The sequence below is a fragment of the Metaclostridioides mangenotii genome (genome assembly GCF_018917235.1).
GTDB lineage: Bacteria > Bacillota > Clostridia > Peptostreptococcales > Peptostreptococcaceae > Metaclostridioides.
This window is the reverse complement of sequence record NZ_JAHLOF010000015.1, coordinates 1-19,775: the sequence shown is the minus strand read 5'-3', so window position 1 is coordinate 19,775 and position 19,775 is coordinate 1. Positions and strand designations below refer to the sequence as shown.

Here is a 19,775-nt window from a genome sequence, read left to right as displayed (position 1 = left end):
GTAAAAGTTGTCCTAGGCGTATCAAGAAAATTTGTTTTTTATAATATTTAATAATTAGCAAAGTGGAGTTAATAAAAATAAATCTATGTTATTAAATTAACAAATTTATCTTGACAAGACGATTTTTAGTATATAAAATTAGTCTTAGAAATAAGTGATAAGTAATTAAAATGTAAAAAAAACCTAGGTTATCTAATTGAAAGTTAGTAATTCAAAAATGTTTGGGATAAAGAGAACTATTATTTAGAAAAAGTTCTTGATGTTATTAAATTAACGAATAATCCTAGCAGGCTGACTTTCAGCAAATGAAATCAGTCTTAAAAATCAATTATTTTCATAATGTTACAGAATTAAAAATAACAATCAATAAAGAATCACTGCAAAATGCAAATCTCATAAAAAAAGTTTCATGATATTAATTATTTACAACAAAGGCGGAAAGACTCATCAATACAAAAAATATAATAACTTTTGGGAGGAATTTTTCATGGCAAGTAAAGAACAAGTTGTAGAAACAGAGACAAAGGCAGAAGCAGTTAAAGTAGTTAGTCCAGTTTTGGTAAATAGTGTTGATAGCTTAAAAATTAGAATTGATGAAATCAGAAAAGCACAACAAGAATTGGCAACATTTAGCCAGGAGCAGATTGACAAAATATTTTTAGCAGCATCAACTGCAGCTAATCAAAATAGAATATACCTTGCTAAGTTGGCATATGAAGAGACTGGAATGGGTGTTGTAGAAGACAAAGTAATAAAAAATCACTTTGCTTCAGAATACGTTTATAATGCTTATAAAGACACTGTTACATGTGGCGTAATTGAAAGAGATGATGCATTTGGATTTACAAAAATAGCAGAGCCAGTTGGAGTTTTGGGAGCAGTCATACCTACAACAAATCCAACTTCGACTGCTATTTTCAAATCTCTAATAGCTTTGAAAACTAGAAATGGAATAATATTCTCACCACATCCTAGAGCTAAAAAGTCTACTATAGAGGCTGCGAAAATAGTACATGATGCTGCAGTCGACGCAGGGGCTCCAAAAGGATTTATAGGATGGGTAGATGAGCCATCATTAGAAATTACGACAGCAATTATGAGTGAAGTTGATCTTATATTAGCTACAGGCGGTCCAGGAATGGTTAAATCAGCTTATTCTTCTGGAAAACCGGCGGTAGGGGTTGGACCTGGAAATGTACCAGCTATAATAGATGAAAGTGCAGATATAAAAATGGCTGTTAGTTCAATTCTTGTATCGAAATCATTTGACAATGGAATGATATGTGCATCTGAACAGTCTGTAATAGTTCCAGATAAAATCTACGAAGAAGTTAAAAAAGAATTTAAATATCGTGGTGCATATTTCTTGACTAAAGAGGAAACTCAAAAAGTTGGGGAAGTAATCATAATAAATGGTGCACTAAACGCTAAAATAGTTGGGCAGCCTGCACATGTAATAGCTGATATGGCTGGGGTAAAAATACCTAAAGAGTCTAGAATAATAATCGGTGAAGTAGAGTCTGTTGAGCTTGAAGAACCTTTTGCTCACGAAAAACTTTCACCAGTTCTTGCTATGTATAAGTCTAAGAGCTTTGAAGATTCAGTTCAGAAAGCAGAAAAACTTGTAGAAGATGGTGGATTAGGTCATACATCATCTCTATATGCAGATCCAGTAAATCAACCTGAAAGAGTTGAAAAATTTATAAAAGCTATGAAAACTTGTAGAGTATTAATAAACACACCATCATCTCAAGGTGGAATCGGGGACTTATATAACTTTAAGTTGGCTCCATCTTTAACTCTTGGTTGTGGATCTTGGGGTGGAAACTCAGTTTCTGATAATGTTGGGGTTAAACACTTACTTAATATAAAAACTGTAGCTGAGAGGAGAGAAAATATGCTTTGGTTTAGAGCCCCAGAAAAAATTTACTTCAAAAAAGGAAGTTTAGGTGTCGCAGCTAAAGAATTTAAAGATGTTTTAGGTAAGAAGAAAGCATTTATCGTAACAGATTCTTTCCTTTACAATAGTGGTTATACAAAATGTGTTACTGATTTACTAGATGATATGGGTATAAGACATACAACATACTTTGACGTCGCTCCAGATCCGACGCTTTCTTGTGCAAAAGAAGGAGCTAAGGCAATGGCAGAGTTTGGACCTGATTTAATAATAACTCTTGGTGGAGGAAGTGCTATAGACGCCGCTAAGATAATGTGGGTTCTATACGAGCATCCAGATGTTGATTTCCAAGATCTTGCTATGAGGTTTATGGATATTAGGAAGAGAGTGTATACGTTCCCTAAAATGGGAGAAAAAGCATACTTTGTTGCAATCCCAACAACATCAGGTACAGGTTCAGAAGTAACTCCATTCGCAGTTATAACTGATGAACAGACAGGGGTAAAATATCCACTTGCAGATTATGAATTAATGCCAAATATGGCTATCGTTGATGCAGATTTAATGATGGAAATGCCTCCAAGACTTACAGCAGCATCTGGAGTAGATGCTCTCACTCATGCTTTAGAAGCTTATGTGTCTATGCTCAGAACAGAGCCAGCTGATGGGATGGCGCTTCAGGCAGCTAAAATAATATTTGAGTATTTACCTCGTGCTTACAAAAACGGCAAAAATGATCCGGAGGCTAGAGAGAAAATGGCTATGGCATCAACAATGGCAGGGATAGCATTTGCAAATGCATTCTTGGGGATATGCCACTCTATGGCGCATAAACTAGGGGCATTCCACCATGTTCAACATGGTGTGGCAAATGCATTACTAATAAATGAAGTTATCAAATTTAACTGTGCAGAAGCTCCAAACAAGATGGGCGCATTTTCACAATACAAATATCCAAACTGTGTACAAAGATACGCAGAGTTTGCTTCATTTGCTGGAATAAGTGGAACTAATGACCAAGAAAAAGTAGAAAATTTAATAAAAGCTATAGAAGACCTTAAAGAAACAGTTGGTCTTCCAAAGACTATAAAAGAACTTAATATAGATGAAAAAAAATTCTTAGAAAATTTAGATCCAATGGTAGAGCAAGCATTTGATGATCAATGTACAGGTGCGAATCCTAGATACCCACTTATGAGTGAGCTTAAAGAAGTGTATCTAAATGTTTACTATGGTAAAGAAAAAGTTAAGGCATTCGCAGATTAGGAAGTAATAGTAAAATTGTTTTAAATAGGCGGGGTCTGTAAAGATCCCCTTGAATTATATATTTATTATTTATATAATTTTCTGTACAAAATTCTGACTGAATAATACAATTTCTTAATTTTAATAAAAACTAAAAGTTGTTTTGCGTCGAAGATTAATGATATAAGATATAAAGCTAAAAAATTTGTTGAAATATTATTGAAAATATTCAGAAAATTCAATTGACAAATGCAAATTATAAGTTTATAATAAAAAATAACTTAAACAGGGGCCTATTAAGGCCCCCTTATTTTTTTCTAGTATGAAAAAAGGTTACTATCTTTTTTTGTTCATGAAAGAAGTACCTAAGTATTTTTTTATTTCGCTTTCTGGTGAAAAATCATCAATAACAATTTGTTTTCCAGTGTCTTCAAATACAACTAAAACTTCACAGTCCCCTTGTAAAAAGAATTTTCTTACTGTATCTTCTTTTACCTCTCTTACCTTAATAATATCCTTTTTTTCTTTTAGAAAATCTTTAGTATAATAGCTTCCCATAAGCGTAATAACTTTTGTGTATCTTACCATATTGAACTCCTTTAATTTTTATATATTAATTATATTATATCCATATAGACCATAGTTATATTATAACGTTAAAATAGTTTATACGCTAATATTTTATAATTTAATTGAAAATAATGATACAGCAATTTTCAATAGAGTTATAATTGTCTTAGTAAATAAAATTATAAAAACTATACATATAACTATGGAGGTAGGAACATGGAATTTAAGAAAGTTACAGTAGTTTATTTTAGCCCAACAGGAAATTCTAAGAAGTATGCAAGTGAAATTGCAAAACGTTTCGATATAAATTATAAAGAATTAAATATAACTGATTACAATACTAGAAGAGAAACTCACAGATTTAAAAACGATGAACTAGTAGTTTTTAGTGCACCAGTATACTATGGTAGATTACCTATGGTAAATGGTAATATTTTCGAGAACGTACAAGGTCAAAATACTCCCGCAATTTTTACTGTTACATATGGTAATCGTGAATTTGAAGATTCGTTACTAGAGCTTCAAAATATTTGTGAGGAAAGAGGGTTTCACGGTATAGCAGGAGGTGCTTTTATAGGACCACATACATTTTCAAAAATAATTGCACCAAATAGACCAAATGAAGAAGACTATAAAGTATTAAACGATTTTGTAGATAAAATAAAACAAACCAAAGATTTAACAGAAGTTTTAAAAGTAAGTGGAGATTATCCATATAAAAAAGTAGAAAAAATGCCCTTTGTACCAATAGCAAGTGACGATTGTACCAAATGTGGTTTTTGCGAGTCTATATGTCCAGTTAGAGCTATAAGCAAAGGGAATTATAAAGATACAAATAGCGATCTATGTATAGCGTGTTTTGCATGTGTAAAACAATGTCCACAACATGCTAGAGGTATTGATGAACATGGCTTTAAGCAGAAGGTAAATATGCTAGAAGAAAACCTAACCAAAGTGGATAAAAGACCAGAACTATTTTATCTATAAAAATGAGTGTTATCAGCTATAGCAGTGTTTATGTAGTGAATTAATAAATCACTATATATTAAAGTTAAACAGATCATTACCAACATTTCCTCTAGAATATTTGTTTGATACGTGCTACAATTATTAAGGTAAATAAGCAAATAAACTCGTAGTAAGGAGTTAATTTAAATGTCTAGGATAAAAACAGAAGAGATTTTAGCAGGTATTGATTACTCTAATAAGAATGAAATGTTTTTAAAACTTAATAACCTATATAACGATGTTCCAATCGGTACCTGTACTGGATGCGGTGATTGTTGTATGGAGTCAGTTGGGATAAATTTAATTGAATTTTTAAATATATATAATTATTTGTATACAAGAGAACATCTTAGAAAAAGATCTATAGGGAAAATCATAGAATATTACTTCCTCGAGTATACAGAGAAAAGACCATGTCCCTTTAGAGAAAAGGATATGAAGTGTTCTATATATGAAGTTAGGCCACTTAATTGTAGGATATTCGGACACTGGAAAAAAGAAGACTACGAGGCCAATTTAGCTAATGTGATAAATAGAAATGTAGAGTATAGTAATTTAATAGAGTCAAATTTCAGTTTTAGAATAAATAAAGATGTTACAAATTTTAAAATAGATTATTGTAAAGATTTTAAACCTAAAGATAGTTATATGAGTAAGTCAGAGAGACTAGAATTTGCAGATTTAGCTATGAACCTAGACTCTGAAATATATAGAAATAGGATATTAAATATTGAATTTAAAGACAGAGGAATAGTGGAATATTTTATAGAAACATTAATAGATATAGATATTGCTTATAATATTAAAATAAAAATTTCTAAAGATGATAGGATCAGGTTTAGAACTATCAACAGAATAAAAAGATTATTTGAAAAATAAGATTATTTTTTATTAATGATTTGATTATATAAGTCAATAAAACAAGATTTGTTTATGGGGTAAGAATTACAAAAATAAAAATTATTATGTTAAAATAGAAAGGACTGTAAAAAAAGAAATAAAGGGTGAACAAGATGGAATATGAAAAGTGGGATGAAGTGTTAGCTCCCTATGACCATGCTGTAGAAGAGTTAAAGATAAAATTTAAAAATATACGAAAAGAGTTTTTGGCTAAAGGTGATTATTCCCCTATAGAATTTGTAACCGGTAGAACGAAAAAGATCTCATCTATAATATCAAAGGTTAAGAGATTAAATATAAAAAATATTGAGACCGAGTTAGACGATATAGCTGGAATAAGAATTATGTGCCAATTTGTTGAAGACATATATGCTATAATTGATTTGATAAAAGCAAGAACCGATATGACTGTAATAGGTGAAAAAGACTATATAACAAATTATAAAGACAGCGGTTATAGAAGTTATCATGTTATTATCAAGTATCCAATTAACTCTATAGCGGGATCAAAAGAGATTATTTGTGAGATTCAGATTAGAACACTTGCAATGAATTTCTGGGCTACGATAGAGCACTCGCTTAAATACAAATATGATCACTATATACCAGATACATTGGCTGAGAGATTAAGAAGAGCATCTGATGCAGCATTTTTACTTGATCAAGAGATGAGTGAAATCAGGGGAGATATAATGAACGCTCAAGCTATGTATCAAATGAAGTCTATAGCTATGCGTGACACATTAAACAGAATACAAGAATTGTATGATCTAGGTGAAACACACAAGGCTATGCAATATCAAAGAAGGCTGGATAAAGCACAACAAGAAAAGGATATAACTTATATTTTAGACCTTAAAAGAGATATAGACAAACTGTTGGAGCAGTATAGAATAGATGGTGTTGATAGTAAGACAAGTGAATAATTTAAACGAATTTAATACGGTTGTCTCTGCTAGAAAAGCTTTTCTAAAAAGGGACAGCCTATTTTTAAGGATGTGATAAAAAATGAGTCTGTACGCGATAGGTGATTTGCATTTTTCAACATCTGTAGATAAACCAATGAATATTTTCGGAGACAATTGGAATGGACATGTAGAAAAAATTATATCGAATTGGAGAGAAAATGTATCAAGTGATGATACTGTAATTGTACTTGGTGATACATCGTGGGGTATAAATCTAACACAAGCAAAATCTGATTTGGATCTTATAGATTCGCTACCAGGAAAAAAAATATTTATAAAAGGTAACCATGATTATTGGTGGACCACAGTAACAGGGCTAAACAAACTTTACGATAATATGAACTTTTTACACACTAATTTTTATACGTATGAAGATTATGCAATTTGCGGTGGGAGAGGTTGGATTTGTCCTAATGATGTCAAGTTTGATGAAAATGATCAAAAGATTTACATCAGAGAAGAGCATAGGTTGCGATTGTCATTAGAGGCGGCTAAAAACAGAGGCTATAAAAAAATTATTATGTGTGTTCACTATCCACCTACTAATGATAAGCTAGACGAGTCTATTTTTACAAATCTATATGAAGAGTATGGAGTTGAAAAGGTACTTTACGGTCATCTTCACGGAGAAGAATCATTTAAGATGGGACTTAAAGGTATAAGAAATAGTGTAGAATATGTGCTTGCTTCGTGCGATTATACTGATTTTCAATTAATAAAAGTTATGTAATGGATTAATAAATCACAACTTGGTAAATACTATATGATATATGAATATAAAAGGAGAAGTGATTTATGAGGTGGATATTGGTATTTATATTTTTATATCTTATTCCGTTAGTGATTTTATTTAGAAATTACAAAAATAAAAAACGATCTTTGGTTTATAGCAGTATTTACGTAGTACTTATGACATTAATAGTGATTTGCAACATATATATGAGCGGGCTAAAAAGAATTGAAGAATCTATGGATAAATATAGAGCAGTAGAAGTGCAAGTTGATAACAATGGAAGTTTAATCTACACAGATGAAGATAATATTGATAATTATGAAGATAATAATAGAGAAGTGTATAAGAAATATAGAATAAAGGAAGATGATAGTCTTGAATCGGATGATTTCAATGATGAATTAGAAGATGATCTAGATGACGACAGTGAAGAAAGCAGTAAGTTTACTGTTAATACAGATAATGATACAGTGGGTGAATATTCAAAAAATAAATTAGATAATAGCAGCAGTAATCCAAATACTGAGGAACATTCTAATATAGATAAGTCTGATGAAAAAAGTGAAATTAAAGAAACAAGTAAATTAAATGATCCTAAAAAACAAAAACTAGAAAAAGAAAGACAATCTGATTTAGATAAGATAGATAGCTTTAGAAAAGAAGTTTTCTCAGCAGAAAAAACTGCATTGAAGTCAATGCAGAAATGTCTTCATTATACCAAGAATGTTGCTGGTAGCTTATCTAATATAAAAAAGGTAAATAAAGACATAACTACTGCAAGGGATGAATGTAAAGATCTAGCTGAATTTTATAAAGAAATGGAAACTCCAAAATTATCAAAGAGTAAATATGAGAAAGAGTTAAAAAATGCTAAATCATATATGCAGAAAACATATGAACTTAGAGCAAAATCAATGGATAATGCAATTAAACTTGTTGACTCTAAAAATCCAAAATATATATCCAAGGTAACGGATTACTTGGATTCATCTGATAAGAAGGTAAAGCAATTTAGTCAAAAAGTAAACGATTTAAAAAAAGAAATAGAAGATAAATAAAAAATAAAATTTAATAATTTAATGTTAATAAATAAGTTTTGATTTTACAGAAAAGGGGGGAAATATCTATGAACAAGCAGAATATAGCAAAACTAAATATGTTTTTTATGGGTATAAATCAGAGAAACAGTGAAAACAAAGATTTCTTCAATAAATTAGAGGTTGAATTTAAATCTGGAACCAAAGTATTTAATGGAGTTGGAGAAGAACAAGACAGCAAGTATAAATTTAATTTTAAAGGTAAAACAGAAATGTTTACTTTTAACGAACTATTAAAACATATAGCTAAAGAATCTGAAAATTACGATTCGATTAGTTTTAAATATATAGAAAGAGGTACGACAGTTCTTGTTGAAGGAGATAACAAAAAAGTAACTGTAAAATATTTAGATAATGATGATGTAAAGCCAAATATTGATGAATATACTTCATCTCAAATTAAAAATAGAGACTACTACGTAAAAGTAGGACAAGCTAATGATCTTTTAAAAGAGATAGGTGTTCTTACTAAAGACGGAAAAATAAAAAATGATAAGATAAGGAAGTACAATCAAATAGATCACTTCGTAGAATTGATAGATAAATTATTAAAAGAACTAGAATTTAAAGACAGTATTACTGTTCTAGACTGTGCTTGTGGTAAATCTTATTTAAGCTTTGTGTTAAATTACTATATAAAAGAAGTATTAAAGAAAAAATGCTATTTTATAGGTATTGATTACTCCGAAACTGTTATAAAAGCATCTAAAAAAATGGCTGATAATCTAGGCTATAAAAACATGGATTTTATAAAAGAAGATCTTACAAACTATACTCCAAATAAGGAGATAGATTTGGTTATAAGTTTACATGCTTGTGATACAGCAACCGATATGGCTATTGGATTGGGAATAAGAGCAAAATCTAAAGCTATAGTGGTAGTTCCATGTTGCCATAAGGAGTTACTTGGACAATATAAATATGAAGTACTCGATCCAATAATAAAACACGGTGTTTTTAAAGCAAGATTTGCAGATCTACTTACAGATGGTATGAGAACTTTGATGCTTGAAGCAAGAGGCTATGAGACTTCGGTTGTAGAGTATATTTCACCGTTAGATACTCCAAAAAATCTTATGATAAGAGCTGTTAAAAAGAAAGAAAAAAATGAAAAAGCCTTAAATGAGTACGAAGAATTAAAGGCTAAATTTAGCGTAGAACCAACTTTAGAGAAATTAATTTAAAAAATTTTTATGTTATTAAAACTATTATTTGTTTTGGAGCATTTTTTATTTTGACTTAAATAAATAACTTTTTAGGTTTAATTTAAAACCTCATTAATCAGTCTACATACTCACCATTTGATTTGACCCATTCAAAAGCGAGTTTATTTGAAGTGGACTTTTTATTGTTTAAGTTTCCCCCTCGTATTTTATATTTAAGTTAAATTATATCTGATCGTATATCATATGGACAGCAAATATAATACTATATTTTATATAATAATTATTTAGTATATGGTTCTTTGATTTATAGTTGAACTTATGCTATAATTACTTGATTGGCAAAGTTATTTGATAGCTTTAGTTACACAGATTCTCTAAATAGAGAGTATTTAGTAGAAGGAGCTGAGCATGTTATTGATGAATATACTTAATATAGCGAAATTTAAATTTAAACATTTGAATTTTAGGGTATATCAGTAGTTAATAACAAAGATAAGATTGGGGAGGTGCTAGTATGATAAATTTAACGCTTATGAGCAATAAAGGAAAGATCCATGTTAACAGTGGTGAGGTTAAAGATACTTTGTGTTTGCGCCCAGATTTTGATTATGTACAGGATATATCGAATACTATAAATCAAGATAAAATACTTGTATTTGATTGTCAATTGACAGGAAATAAATTTGATATAGATGATCTCGATATAGAGGAATTATTGGAAGAATTAGGAGAGGAAATCGACGAATCCTATTTTAATATACTATTTGAAGATATTAGAGCTTATCTGAAAGATATTTCAGATGAGATTGAAGCTGATTTACAGGAGAGTTATTCATTAGACAATATTAGGTGTTATTTTGATATATACAATATAAACCAAGAGTTTACAGACTTTAAGTTTGTATTTTTGGTATCGTTTAAAGACATCAAAATATCGTCACTATCAAATCTAGCAAAAATAGTATCAAAGAGGCAGTTGGTTGGAGCATCTAAGTTTTACTCTTAGGAAGCAATTTACGGGTTGAAAAACCCGTTTTTTTATTTTAAAAATCATTTAATACATATATAGTGTAATATCAACGGGCATATAGCAAAAATTCTTTAATGTAATGAAAAGAGGGTAGGAAGTTATAAATTCTAACGAATACGAAATTTCAGAAATACTTAGACTGACTAAAGCGTATTGTAATTTATAACTACCTACCCGTTTTGACTATTTTCATATATTATTTAACTGAATTAGCAGAACCTAAAACTGTGTCAATTTTATTTTCAACAACAGTCTGTATAGCGTCTCTACCAGCTCCAATGTATTTTCTTGGATCGAATACAGTTGGGTTTTCAGCTAAGTATTTTCTAACAGCAGCTGTCATAGCTAATCTTAAATCAGTATCCATATTTACCTTACATACTGCCATAGAAGATGCCTTTCTAAGCATATCTACTGGAACACCTTTAGCTCCTGATATATCTCCACCAAATTCATTACAAGTTTTAACAGCTTCTTGGTCTACAGCAGATGCACCATGAAGTACTATTGGGAATCCAGGGATTCTTTCTTGGATTTCTTCTAAGATATCAAATCTTAATTTTGCTTCCCCTTTAAATTTAAATGCACCGTGAGAAGTTCCTATAGCTATAGCTAATGAATCAACACCAGTTCTTTCAACAAATTCTACAGCCTCATCTGGTTTAGTGTATTTGTGTACATCAGATGTAACTTCATCTTCAGTACCAGCTAGCACTCCCAACTCGGCTTCTACCACAACACCTTTTGCGTGAGCGTAGTCTACAACTTCTTTAGTTACTCTAATATTTTCTTCAAAATCAAAATGAGATCCATCTATCATTACTGATGTAAAACCAACATCTATACAAGTTTTAACTGCTTCTAAATCTGGACCGTGATCTAAATGAAGAGCGACATCTACGCCTATTTCATTTGATGCAGTAGTAACCATATCAACTAAAGTTTTTGGACCAGCGTATTTAACAGCAGACATAGATGCTTGAATCATAACATAAGAATTCTTAGCTTTAGCTGCTTTTAAAACACCTTGAAGTTGCTCTAAATTACTTATATTGAAAGCACCTATTGAATACCCAGATTCATAAGCATTTTTAAACATTTCTTTCGTAGTTATTAAAGCCATATATATTCCTCCTAATAAATATTTCTAATTTTTTCATCTATTTATATTATAACCTCTATATGAAAAAAGTATATAGTAAAATTGTAATAAGGCTTGTTTACAAGTATAATGATAGTAGTGTATAAATGAGAATAATTTATTTTTTTAGTGTATGTACATTTGTAGTTATTTAATATAGATGGAGTGAATAGTATGGCAAAAAAACAGAGAATAGATAAGGTATTATCCAACTTAGGATATGGGAGTAGAACTGAGATCAAAAAATACTGTAAAAATGGTTTGGTATTAGTTAATGATAAAATAGTATCAAATCCGGGACAACAAATAGATCCAGAAAATGATGTGATTTATTTTGAAGGAAAAAAAGTTGTCTATAGAGAATTTGTGTATTTAATGATGAATAAACCTGATGGATATATATCAGCAACAACAGATAAATACGATCCAGTGGTTGTAGATTTGATAGATCAATCGTATATGGTATTTGAACCATTTCCAGTTGGGAGATTAGACAAAGACACTGAAGGTCTTTTAGTTTTGACAAACGATGGTAAGTTATCACATAGAGTTTTATCACCGAAAAAACATGTGCCAAAGACTTACTATGCAAGGGTTAGTGGTATAGTTGGAAAAAACGACATTGAAGCATTTAAGGAAGGGGTAGTGCTCGACGATGGGTATAAAACAATGTCATCAGAACTTAAAATTATAAAAAGTGATGAACAATCCGAAATAGAGCTTACTATCCATGAAGGAAAGTTCCACCAAGTCAAAAGAATGTTTGAAAGTGTAGGTAAAAAAGTGGTATATTTAAAAAGATTATCTATGGGCAATCTAAAGCTAGATGAAAGTTTAGAATTAGGTGAGTATCGTGAGCTTACAGATGAAGAAGTACGTATGATTGAAGAGAAAGAGTATAAACAAAATTAATATTGACACTTATAAATTAACACAAGAATAACTGGAGGAAAAATCGTGAAGAGAAAAGATATAATCGAATTCGAAGTTGATAAAATGGTATTTGGGGGAACTTCATCTACCAAAATTTATGATAGAGACATTAATATGAAAGGCGGAATAACTGGTCAGAAGGTTAAAGCTGCTGTTAAAAAAGTTAGAAGAGGAAAAGCGGATGTAAAATTACTAGAAATAATGGAAAAATCACCAATAGAAACTGAAGAAACTTGTGGTCATTTTAATGAGTGCGGTGGATGTACTATGCTTTCTATACCTTATAATAAGCAACTTGAAATTAAAGAAAAGCAGGTTATGGATTTATTTTTAAAGCAGAATATTTTTGGCTTTCAATTTTTAGGAATAGATGGAAGTCCAAATGAACACTATTACAGAAATAAGATGGAGTACACTTTTGGAAATGAGATGAAAGATGGACCTCTAACTCTTGGTCTTCACAAGAAAGGAAGACATATAGATATACTTACAACTGAAGGATGTCTACTGGTTAATAGTGATTTTGAGACCATACTTACATCAACAGTTAAATATTTTGGGGAAAAGGGGATTCCTCAATATAAGATATTTGATCACAGTGGATATCTGAGACATTTAGTAGTCAGAAAAGGATTAAATACAGATGAGATTATGGTTAATATAGTTACATCATCTCAGATAGATTATGATATGGATGATTATAAAAACATGTTAAAAGGCCTAGATTTAAAAGGGGATTTGGTAAGTGTGCTTCACACTATCAATGATGGTTTAGCAGATGCTGTTCAATGCGATGAATTGAGGTTACTTGATGGAAGAGATTATATATATGAAGAGATACTTGGTCTAAAGTTTAAGATATCACCTTTTTCATTCTTCCAGACTAATACAAAAGGTGCAGAGAAGCTTTATAGTATCGCCAAAGATTTTATAGGTGATCACAAAGACAAAATAGTGTTTGATCTTTACAGCGGAACTGGTTCAATAGGCCAATTAATGGCTGATTCTGCCGAAAAAGTGTACGGAATTGAAATTGTTGAAGAAGCAGTTATTGCGGCAAATGAAAATGCGAAACTAAATGGGCTAACAAACTGTGAGTTTATAGTTGGAGATGTGGCGAAGACTGTTAAGGATTTGAAAGAGAAGCCTGATCTAATAATTGTAGACCCTCCTAGACCTGGTATTCATAAGGATGCTATAAGAGATATTTGCAGTTTCGGTGCTGTTGAAATAGTATATATCTCTTGCAATCCAAAGACTATGGTACTAGATTTGGAGCTATTTAAGGAATACGGATATGAGGTTAAGCAAGTTAAGTGTATGGATATGTTCCCTAACACGCCTCATGTGGAAAGTGTCGCTAAACTTGTGAGAGTATAGCGTGGTTTCAATAAATTTGTAGTAGTGAAAAATGTGTAATGTGTGCCATGTTGTGAGCCTAAAAATAAAAATGGCACACATTATTTTATTATAGACTCTAAAATAGTAACTGTTTCATTTTCCATTTTATCTGTAACATGTGAATAAGTATCCATGGTCGTTGATAATTTAGAATGTCCTAATCTTTTCTGTATATCTTTAATATTGGCGCCAGATTCCAATAACATAGTTGCATGTGTATGTCTTAAACTATGAAAATCGAACTTTATCATCAATTCATGATTTACAACTCTACTAAGATATTTAATACTATCTGTTGTAACATGTTCGCCATTTTCTTTTGTACACACCCAATTAGAATTAGTATACCATTGACCGTATTTAAGTTTCATTTCCTTTTGATATAGCTTATGTTGTTTTAAAATATTAATTAATGTGTCGCCGATTTTAATAGCTCTATTAGAACTTGTTGTTTTTGGAGTACCTAATTCAAAATTCCCTTTTCCCTTACCGATTAAAGTATGCTCAACTTTAATTGTCCCAATTTCAAAATCAATATTATCCCATTGTAGAGCTGTGACTTCTCCACCTCTCATACCAGTATGAAAAGCAATTTGCAAAGGAATATAAAAACTAGTTCCTTGTGGGAATCTCTTAATAATTTTGTTAAAGTTATCCAAGGATAAGACTTTTAAATCTTCTTTAGATTTTTTATTCTCCTGCATCTTTGGTGTTTTTACATAAAGCATAGGATTTTCTTTAATGTACTTATAAGGATAAACAGCCATTTTTAATGATCCACTTAAAACACCATAGAAATTATTAATTGAATTCTTACTATAACCCTCTAGATGTTTTTGGTTTAAAAACTTTTGTAATATAGCTGGGTTTATATTTTTTAATTTGTAATGACCAATTGCTGGAACTATGTGGTTTTTTATTATTCTAGCGTAATAATCTTGAGTATTAGATTTACAATTTAGTAGAACATATTCTTTGTACCAATAATCAAGATAATTGCTAAGTGTTAAGTTGGTTTCTAAAAGCACACTACCTTTATCTTCTAATTCATTTTCAGCTTTTCTAAGAGCAGTTAATGCTTCTTTTTTAGTACTACCTCCTTTTCTTTTAATGCGTTTTCTTTTACCATCTACTACACCTAAATCAATGCAGTAATACCATGTTTTTTCATCTCTTTTGTAAACATGACCCATAAATATCCTCCTTTTTAGAATATATGTTTGTTTAATTATATATATAAAAGAGTAGGTGTTTGCTACTCTTAAATATTAATACTATTGTTAATTCGTAATAATTTATTAAGTTTTACTATACGTACATGCTAGACACACAATAACTTTTGATGATTTCAGCAATTTGATCTTTTAATTCTTTTATATCAATAACCTCATCCATAAAGTATTGTAAAGTTCCTTGTTCTGCATCTGGTAAAAATATAGTTTTTTTAGGAAAATTCAAGTTTGTTTTGCAAATTAATTTTAATGGATCATTTTTATATATTATATTAAGTTCATTGCCAACTTTTATATAAGTAACATCATCAATATCTGAGAAAGGTTCAGATATATCCTTTATTAAGTTAAATGCTTGTAATTCGTCATCAGTAATTGAAATTGATGGTCTATTATCTATTATAATATTTTTATCATTTGATACTTTAGATATTGATTCATCATTATTTTCTGTTTCTAGTATTCCTTTTAACTTCTCACTCATAAAATCATTAACAAATTGGTAAATTGATCTCTTGACTATAGGTCTAAATTTTTCTACAACATTAGCGGTTTTGATGCCTGAATAAAAGTCAGATATTATAAATCTTACAAATTCATCACTAGGGTTATTTAATTGGCTATTAAGTTGTGCTTTAATCAAACTAGTATACTTTAATTCAGATGCAATACTAAAAATATCTTCTAGATCAAATTTACTTTTTGAAAATTTCTTTAGGTGAGATAATTTATTATCGTCAGAGTTTAATAAATCTATTGTTAGGAAAGGTTCATCATCCATTATATTTTTTTCTTCTAAGTCAGTAAAAAATTTATATGTAATTCCGTTAGTAAGGATTGCGAATTTCGCTTCTGTTGCTGTAAAATATCTGAACAATTGCGCGTTATGCCTTCTTAATTTATCTGTTACAGGTTTGGCTTCTATTAAAATTAAAGGTTTTCCATCTTCCATTATTGCATAATCAACTTTTTCTCCTTTTTTGACACCAACGTCGGCTGTAAATTCTGGAACAAACTCTAAAGGATTAAAAATATCATACTCAAGAATTTGGAATAAAGGCATTATAAGTGCTGTTTTTGTTGCTTCTTCAGTAGATAAGTTATCCTTTATTGTTTCTAATCTTTTTATAAATTGTTTGATTTCATCTAAAAAATCCATAATATATCCATCCTCCACTTTTATTTAAATTTATATTCAACAAGTTCTTTGGGAACTTCGAAATAGCAAGCCATTTGGTCAATAGAAAATTGTTTTTCAATTGCTTCTTGTATATGTTCATCAGTAATTAATAATTCCGCAGCAAATTCATTGGCTTCATTTTCGAATTTGTTTGTATTTGAATATGTATAATTTGTTAAGAAACAAATATTTGATTTGCTATGCAAATTAATATGACCTAATTCATGGGCAATTACAATTTCTTCTTCTTCCTCAGGAAGGAGAACGTTTACAATAATAGCTTTATTTCCTTTGATATTCAAAAAATATCCCTTTAAGTTATTTATGTTATGTTTCAATATTTCAATATCAAGGAATGAGCAAATATCATATACATTTCTTGTATTGCATTTATTTACCAAATTATTTACTGTTTTTTTATTATACTCAATAGCAACACCTCAATTACATATTAGTTATTTTTTATTTTTTCTATTTAAAATATCTATAGTAAGTCTAATTGAATTTCTAAGAGCTATTAAATCCTCTTCATCTGCTAGCTCTCCACAAAGCATTAGACCATCTTGCTCTAAAAGTTCATCAATTACTTTCTCAATATCTTTTTCTACATCAACGCTTTTTTCTTTTTTTTCTTCTGTTCTACCAAGTAAGTAATCTATAGATACATTAAAAAAATCTGCCCAATTCTCTAAGACATTTATTTCAGGTTTTCTTTTGTCATTTTCATATTGTGAAATAGTCGATTTGTTAAAACTTGTATAGTATTTTTCATTAAACATATTAACTAATTCCTCTTGAGTAAGATTTCTTTTTTCTCGTAGACCTTTGAATCTTTTACCGAATGTTGTCACAAACAACACCTCCCTATTACCTTAATAGTATTATAAGTTTACGAAAACGTAAACTTATTTTTATATTTAATAATAAAAATTCACGAAAATATAAACTTATACATTGACAAGTATTGTTTGTGTGAACTATAATGTATTTAAGATAACAAATACAAAACAAGTAGGTGATTAGAATTAAAAATAAAAAGCTTGTTGCAAGTAGAAATATATTAGGTCTAACCCAAGAAAAAATTGCAATAAAGTTAGGGATTGCAAAGGCAACATATAATTTAAAAGAAAACGGGAAAAGACATTTTAACGAAAAAGAGATGGTCTTGATAAGCGAATTATTAGGAAAAAGTATGGATTATCTTTTTTTTACAAAAGAAGTTAACATAAACGATACTAATAGGAGGGAGATATAAAATGAATAATTTAGTTGTAGTTAACAACAAAGAAATAGAAATCAAAGAGTACGTAGGACAAAGAGTAGTGTCATTTAAAGAGATTGATTCTATACACGAAAGAGTAGAAGGAACTGCAGGTAGAAATTTCAGAGATAACAAGAAGCATTTTATAAAGGATGTTGATTATTTTGAGGTAACGACGAAAAACGTCGTGAGCTTAGAAGGTTATGGTTTTTCTAAATTTGCATCTAATGGAATCTTAATAACAGAAAGTGGTTATCTAATGTTAGTAAAATCATTCACAGATGATTTAGCATGGAATGTGCAAAGAGATTTAGTAAACAAGTATTTCAGAAGTACAGAAAATCCATTCTTAAATATGTCAAAAGAGCTACAAGCAATATTTATGGTAGATAAGAAACAACAGGAGCTAAAAAAAGGTCAAGAAGTTCTAACTGAAAAAGTTACTAACTTAGAAAATAAAATGACCATCAATTATGAATTAGCAGAGAATATCAGATCAGAGGTTAGTACGAAAGCGGTACATAGCTTAGGTGGTTACAATTCACCTGCATATAAGAAATTAAGCAAGAAAGCATATAGCGCACTACATAGAGATTTAAAAGGTTATTTCAAAGTTAACAGTTATAAAAACTTATCTGTAAAAAGATATGAAGAAGCTTTAAATTACATACAAAAATGGGAACCTGGAACTAATCTAAGATTAGAAATAGAAGAAGTTAATAATCAATTACAATTTAATACATTAAATTAGGAGGTACATGTTATGACAAATGCCCAAGCATTGGAAGCTGTTATGAATGCAATGCAAATAATAATAAAGAACAATAATCAAGAGCCACAAGTTAATAAAGTTGAAGTTACAAAAGAGATTATAAAAGAAGAGACATTATTAACAGCAAAAATCGAAAATGTGCTGTTTACTGTCGAAGAGTTGAAACAGATATTAAAAGTAAGTAAAGGTGATGTATATAGCCTAATAAATAAAGGAGAACTCAAAGCTTTGAAATTAGGAAGATTGAAAGTTCCATATTTTGAAGTAGAGAGATTTCTGAGAGATAACTTAGGAAGGGACTTTGATTTTAAAAATTAATAGAAGTAAATCGAAATTATAAATATCAGACAATCAGGAGGTAAATAAATGAACAAATTATCAAAGATAATAGCAGGAGTTCTAATATTATTAAGTTTAGCAATCGGTGTATTAGCCACTTATAACTTAAATCATCTATACGATAGAATCTCAGATCTAGAAGAGGTTAATAGTCAACAGCATCATAGGATTTCAGATTTGGAAAACAAATAAATTTGACAAACAGGAGGTAAAAAAATGAATTTTAAAGAGTACATAAGATTTTGCAAAAGACATAAAAAACTACCAACACTAAAGTTTTATAACTACTGTAACAGAGAATTAGCAAAAGGTAAAAAAACACGTTTACTAGAATGGGGGATATAGAATGGACAAACTAAAAGAAATCATGATGATTGTTGATTCGAACATTAATACAGTTGAGGTAATGCTAAAAGATAGTGAATCAAGGTTATCTGATATTAAACGTACTGCAGTTAAATATTGTTCACGAGATGAGGGCAAAATAGAAAATCAGCAGGAAGTTGTAAATGATTTAAAATCGCAACTTAAAATGGCAAAGACAATCAAAAAAGGGCTGCTTCTTATTTTAGAAAGAGAAGAACAAAAAGAAAAGAGCCAGGGCAATGGCTCTAATCTAAATAATACTACTATCCATAATCTTATTAGTAGTATATCACAGGAGGCTTAAAAATGAAAATACAAGATTTAGAAACGGATATATTACTTACAAAACTAGATACAAATTTCTTTGATGAAGACTACAAAACAGGATATATAGAAGGATTAGAAGCCTTTGCTAAAAGATATAAACAAAATTATAGCTTAGTAGATCTTAAAAGATATTTAATAGATGTAACAAAAGAAGGTTACAAAGGAAGTTATGTAGATGGTTTTGTGTTTGCATACAAAAGTAATCT

The 19,775-nt window shown here is 29.8% G+C and carries 23 protein-coding genes; 17 read left to right on the top strand and 6 right to left on the bottom strand.

Going from position 1 to position 19,775, the window contains the following annotated elements:
* The first annotated feature begins 487 nt into the window (after positions 1-487).
* On the top strand, positions 488-3,166 hold the full coding sequence (gene adhE, locus KQI18_RS13680; protein ID WP_216468486.1) for a bifunctional acetaldehyde-CoA/alcohol dehydrogenase: 2,679 nt from the start codon (positions 488-490) through the stop codon (positions 3,164-3,166).
* 315 nt (positions 3,167-3,481) lie between these two features.
* Here the strand turns inward: adhE and KQI18_RS13675 are convergent, their stop codons facing one another.
* A complete protein-coding gene (locus KQI18_RS13675) occupies positions 3,482-3,733 on the bottom strand; it encodes a hypothetical protein (protein ID WP_216468485.1) in 252 nt (83 codons plus the stop codon).
* A 198-nt stretch (positions 3,734-3,931) separates the two neighbouring features.
* Here KQI18_RS13675 and KQI18_RS13670 point away from each other — a divergent pair, with 198 nt between their 5' ends.
* From KQI18_RS13670 to KQI18_RS13640, 7 genes are all read left to right on the top strand, one after another.
* Positions 3,932-4,702, top strand: coding sequence for an EFR1 family ferrodoxin (locus tag KQI18_RS13670; RefSeq protein ID WP_216468484.1), 771 nt, complete (start codon positions 3,932-3,934; stop codon positions 4,700-4,702).
* Positions 4,703-4,870: 168 nt separating this feature from the next.
* Positions 4,871-5,602, top strand: a complete 732-nt coding sequence (locus KQI18_RS13665) for a YkgJ family cysteine cluster protein (protein WP_216468483.1) — start codon at positions 4,871-4,873, stop codon at positions 5,600-5,602.
* Positions 5,603-5,736: 134 nt separating this feature from the next.
* Complete coding sequence (locus KQI18_RS13660; protein ID WP_216468482.1) at positions 5,737-6,549, top strand: GTP pyrophosphokinase; 813 nt, start codon at positions 5,737-5,739, stop codon at positions 6,547-6,549.
* Between the two features lie 82 nt (positions 6,550-6,631).
* Positions 6,632-7,321: a metallophosphoesterase gene (locus KQI18_RS13655; protein ID WP_216468481.1), complete on the top strand. Its 690-nt coding sequence runs from the start codon at positions 6,632-6,634 to the stop codon at positions 7,319-7,321.
* A gap of 65 nt (positions 7,322-7,386) precedes the next feature.
* A complete protein-coding gene (locus tag KQI18_RS13650; RefSeq protein WP_216468480.1) occupies positions 7,387-8,382 on the top strand; it encodes a hypothetical protein in 996 nt (331 codons plus the stop codon).
* Positions 8,383-8,450: 68 nt separating this feature from the next.
* Complete coding sequence (locus KQI18_RS13645) at positions 8,451-9,605, top strand: class I SAM-dependent methyltransferase (protein WP_216468479.1); 1,155 nt, start codon at positions 8,451-8,453, stop codon at positions 9,603-9,605.
* Positions 9,606-10,101: 496 nt separating this feature from the next.
* Positions 10,102-10,593 carry a hypothetical protein gene (locus KQI18_RS13640; RefSeq protein ID WP_216468478.1) on the top strand — a complete coding sequence of 164 codons (492 nt, stop codon included), beginning with the start codon at positions 10,102-10,104 and terminating at the stop codon, positions 10,591-10,593.
* 220 nt (positions 10,594-10,813) lie between these two features.
* Here the strand turns inward: KQI18_RS13640 and fba are convergent, their stop codons facing one another.
* Positions 10,814-11,740, bottom strand: a complete 927-nt coding sequence (gene fba, locus KQI18_RS13635) for a class II fructose-1,6-bisphosphate aldolase (protein WP_216468477.1) — start codon at positions 11,738-11,740, stop codon at positions 10,814-10,816.
* 192 nt (positions 11,741-11,932) lie between these two features.
* Here fba and KQI18_RS13630 point away from each other — a divergent pair, with 192 nt between their 5' ends.
* Positions 11,933-12,670, top strand: coding sequence for a pseudouridine synthase (locus tag KQI18_RS13630; protein WP_216468476.1), 738 nt, complete (start codon positions 11,933-11,935; stop codon positions 12,668-12,670).
* 45 nt (positions 12,671-12,715) lie between these two features.
* A complete protein-coding gene (rlmD, locus tag KQI18_RS13625; protein ID WP_330654433.1) occupies positions 12,716-14,071 on the top strand; it encodes a 23S rRNA (uracil(1939)-C(5))-methyltransferase RlmD in 1,356 nt (451 codons plus the stop codon).
* Positions 14,072-14,151: 80 nt separating this feature from the next.
* On the opposite strand, the gene KQI18_RS13620 is transcribed toward rlmD, so the two are convergent.
* The 4 genes from KQI18_RS13620 to KQI18_RS13605 form a co-directional block, all read right to left on the bottom strand.
* Entirely contained in the window at positions 14,152-15,285 is a 1,134-nt protein-coding gene (locus tag KQI18_RS13620; RefSeq protein WP_216468475.1) for a site-specific integrase, read from the bottom strand.
* Positions 15,286-15,400: 115 nt separating this feature from the next.
* Positions 15,401-16,483: a type I restriction endonuclease gene (locus KQI18_RS13615; RefSeq protein ID WP_216468474.1), complete on the bottom strand. Its 1,083-nt coding sequence runs from the start codon at positions 16,481-16,483 to the stop codon at positions 15,401-15,403.
* A 20-nt stretch (positions 16,484-16,503) separates the two neighbouring features.
* Positions 16,504-16,905, bottom strand: a complete 402-nt coding sequence (locus KQI18_RS13610; RefSeq protein ID WP_216468473.1) for an ImmA/IrrE family metallo-endopeptidase — start codon at positions 16,903-16,905, stop codon at positions 16,504-16,506.
* Between the two features lie 54 nt (positions 16,906-16,959).
* Positions 16,960-17,355 carry a helix-turn-helix domain-containing protein gene (locus KQI18_RS13605; RefSeq protein ID WP_216468472.1) on the bottom strand — a complete coding sequence of 132 codons (396 nt, stop codon included), beginning with the start codon at positions 17,353-17,355 and terminating at the stop codon, positions 16,960-16,962.
* Between the two features lie 164 nt (positions 17,356-17,519).
* On the opposite strand from KQI18_RS13605, the gene KQI18_RS14260 reads away from it, so the two are divergent.
* The 7 genes from KQI18_RS14260 to KQI18_RS13575 all read left to right on the top strand — a co-directional run.
* Positions 17,520-17,759, top strand: coding sequence for a helix-turn-helix transcriptional regulator (locus KQI18_RS14260; RefSeq protein WP_330654432.1), 240 nt, complete (start codon positions 17,520-17,522; stop codon positions 17,757-17,759).
* A 1-nt stretch (position 17,760) separates the two neighbouring features.
* Entirely contained in the window at positions 17,761-18,516 is a 756-nt protein-coding gene (locus KQI18_RS13595; RefSeq protein WP_216468471.1) for an ORF6C domain-containing protein, read from the top strand.
* 12 nt (positions 18,517-18,528) lie between these two features.
* Complete coding sequence (locus KQI18_RS13590; protein ID WP_236887786.1) at positions 18,529-18,855, top strand: helix-turn-helix domain-containing protein; 327 nt, start codon at positions 18,529-18,531, stop codon at positions 18,853-18,855.
* A 48-nt stretch (positions 18,856-18,903) separates the two neighbouring features.
* Positions 18,904-19,068 (top strand): hypothetical protein, encoded by a 165-nt coding sequence (locus KQI18_RS13585; protein WP_216468470.1) that lies wholly within the window; start codon positions 18,904-18,906, stop codon positions 19,066-19,068.
* Positions 19,069-19,092: 24 nt separating this feature from the next.
* Entirely contained in the window at positions 19,093-19,221 is a 129-nt protein-coding gene (locus KQI18_RS14390; RefSeq protein WP_272876233.1) for a hypothetical protein, read from the top strand.
* Between the two features lies 1 nt (position 19,222).
* The gene (locus tag KQI18_RS13580; RefSeq protein ID WP_216468469.1) at positions 19,223-19,546 is read left to right on the top strand and encodes a hypothetical protein; all 324 of its coding nucleotides are present in this window, start codon (positions 19,223-19,225) and stop codon (positions 19,544-19,546) included.
* Positions 19,547-19,548: 2 nt separating this feature from the next.
* A partial coding sequence (locus KQI18_RS13575; protein ID WP_216467582.1) for a hypothetical protein occupies positions 19,549-19,775 on the top strand: 227 nt, incomplete at its 3' end.

What these genes read in the sequence shown, in the direction of transcription:
- adhE (WP_216468486.1), top strand. Translation starts at nt 488, where the DNA reads ATGGCAAGTAAAGAACAAGTTGTAGAAACAGAGACAAAGGCAGAAGCA.
- KQI18_RS13675 (WP_216468485.1), bottom strand. Translation starts at nt 3,733, where the DNA reads ATGGTAAGATACACAAAAGTTATTACGCTTATGGGAAGCTATTATACT.
- KQI18_RS13670 (WP_216468484.1), top strand. Translation starts at nt 3,932, where the DNA reads ATGGAATTTAAGAAAGTTACAGTAGTTTATTTTAGCCCAACAGGAAAT.
- KQI18_RS13665 (WP_216468483.1), top strand. Translation starts at nt 4,871, where the DNA reads ATGTCTAGGATAAAAACAGAAGAGATTTTAGCAGGTATTGATTACTCT.
- KQI18_RS13660 (WP_216468482.1), top strand. Translation starts at nt 5,737, where the DNA reads ATGGAATATGAAAAGTGGGATGAAGTGTTAGCTCCCTATGACCATGCT.
- KQI18_RS13655 (WP_216468481.1), top strand. Translation starts at nt 6,632, where the DNA reads ATGAGTCTGTACGCGATAGGTGATTTGCATTTTTCAACATCTGTAGAT.
- KQI18_RS13650 (WP_216468480.1), top strand. Translation starts at nt 7,387, where the DNA reads ATGAGGTGGATATTGGTATTTATATTTTTATATCTTATTCCGTTAGTG.
- KQI18_RS13645 (WP_216468479.1), top strand. Translation starts at nt 8,451, where the DNA reads ATGAACAAGCAGAATATAGCAAAACTAAATATGTTTTTTATGGGTATA.
- KQI18_RS13640 (WP_216468478.1), top strand. Translation starts at nt 10,102, where the DNA reads ATGATAAATTTAACGCTTATGAGCAATAAAGGAAAGATCCATGTTAAC.
- fba (WP_216468477.1), bottom strand. Translation starts at nt 11,740, where the DNA reads ATGGCTTTAATAACTACGAAAGAAATGTTTAAAAATGCTTATGAATCT.
- KQI18_RS13630 (WP_216468476.1), top strand. Translation starts at nt 11,933, where the DNA reads ATGGCAAAAAAACAGAGAATAGATAAGGTATTATCCAACTTAGGATAT.
- KQI18_RS13620 (WP_216468475.1), bottom strand. Translation starts at nt 15,285, where the DNA reads ATGGGTCATGTTTACAAAAGAGATGAAAAAACATGGTATTACTGCATT.
- KQI18_RS13615 (WP_216468474.1), bottom strand. Translation starts at nt 16,483, where the DNA reads ATGGATTTTTTAGATGAAATCAAACAATTTATAAAAAGATTAGAAACA.
- KQI18_RS13595 (WP_216468471.1), top strand. Translation starts at nt 17,761, where the DNA reads ATGAATAATTTAGTTGTAGTTAACAACAAAGAAATAGAAATCAAAGAG.
- KQI18_RS13590 (WP_236887786.1), top strand. Translation starts at nt 18,529, where the DNA reads ATGACAAATGCCCAAGCATTGGAAGCTGTTATGAATGCAATGCAAATA.
- KQI18_RS13585 (WP_216468470.1), top strand. Translation starts at nt 18,904, where the DNA reads ATGAACAAATTATCAAAGATAATAGCAGGAGTTCTAATATTATTAAGT.
- KQI18_RS14390 (WP_272876233.1), top strand. Translation starts at nt 19,093, where the DNA reads ATGAATTTTAAAGAGTACATAAGATTTTGCAAAAGACATAAAAAACTA.
- KQI18_RS13580 (WP_216468469.1), top strand. Translation starts at nt 19,223, where the DNA reads ATGGACAAACTAAAAGAAATCATGATGATTGTTGATTCGAACATTAAT.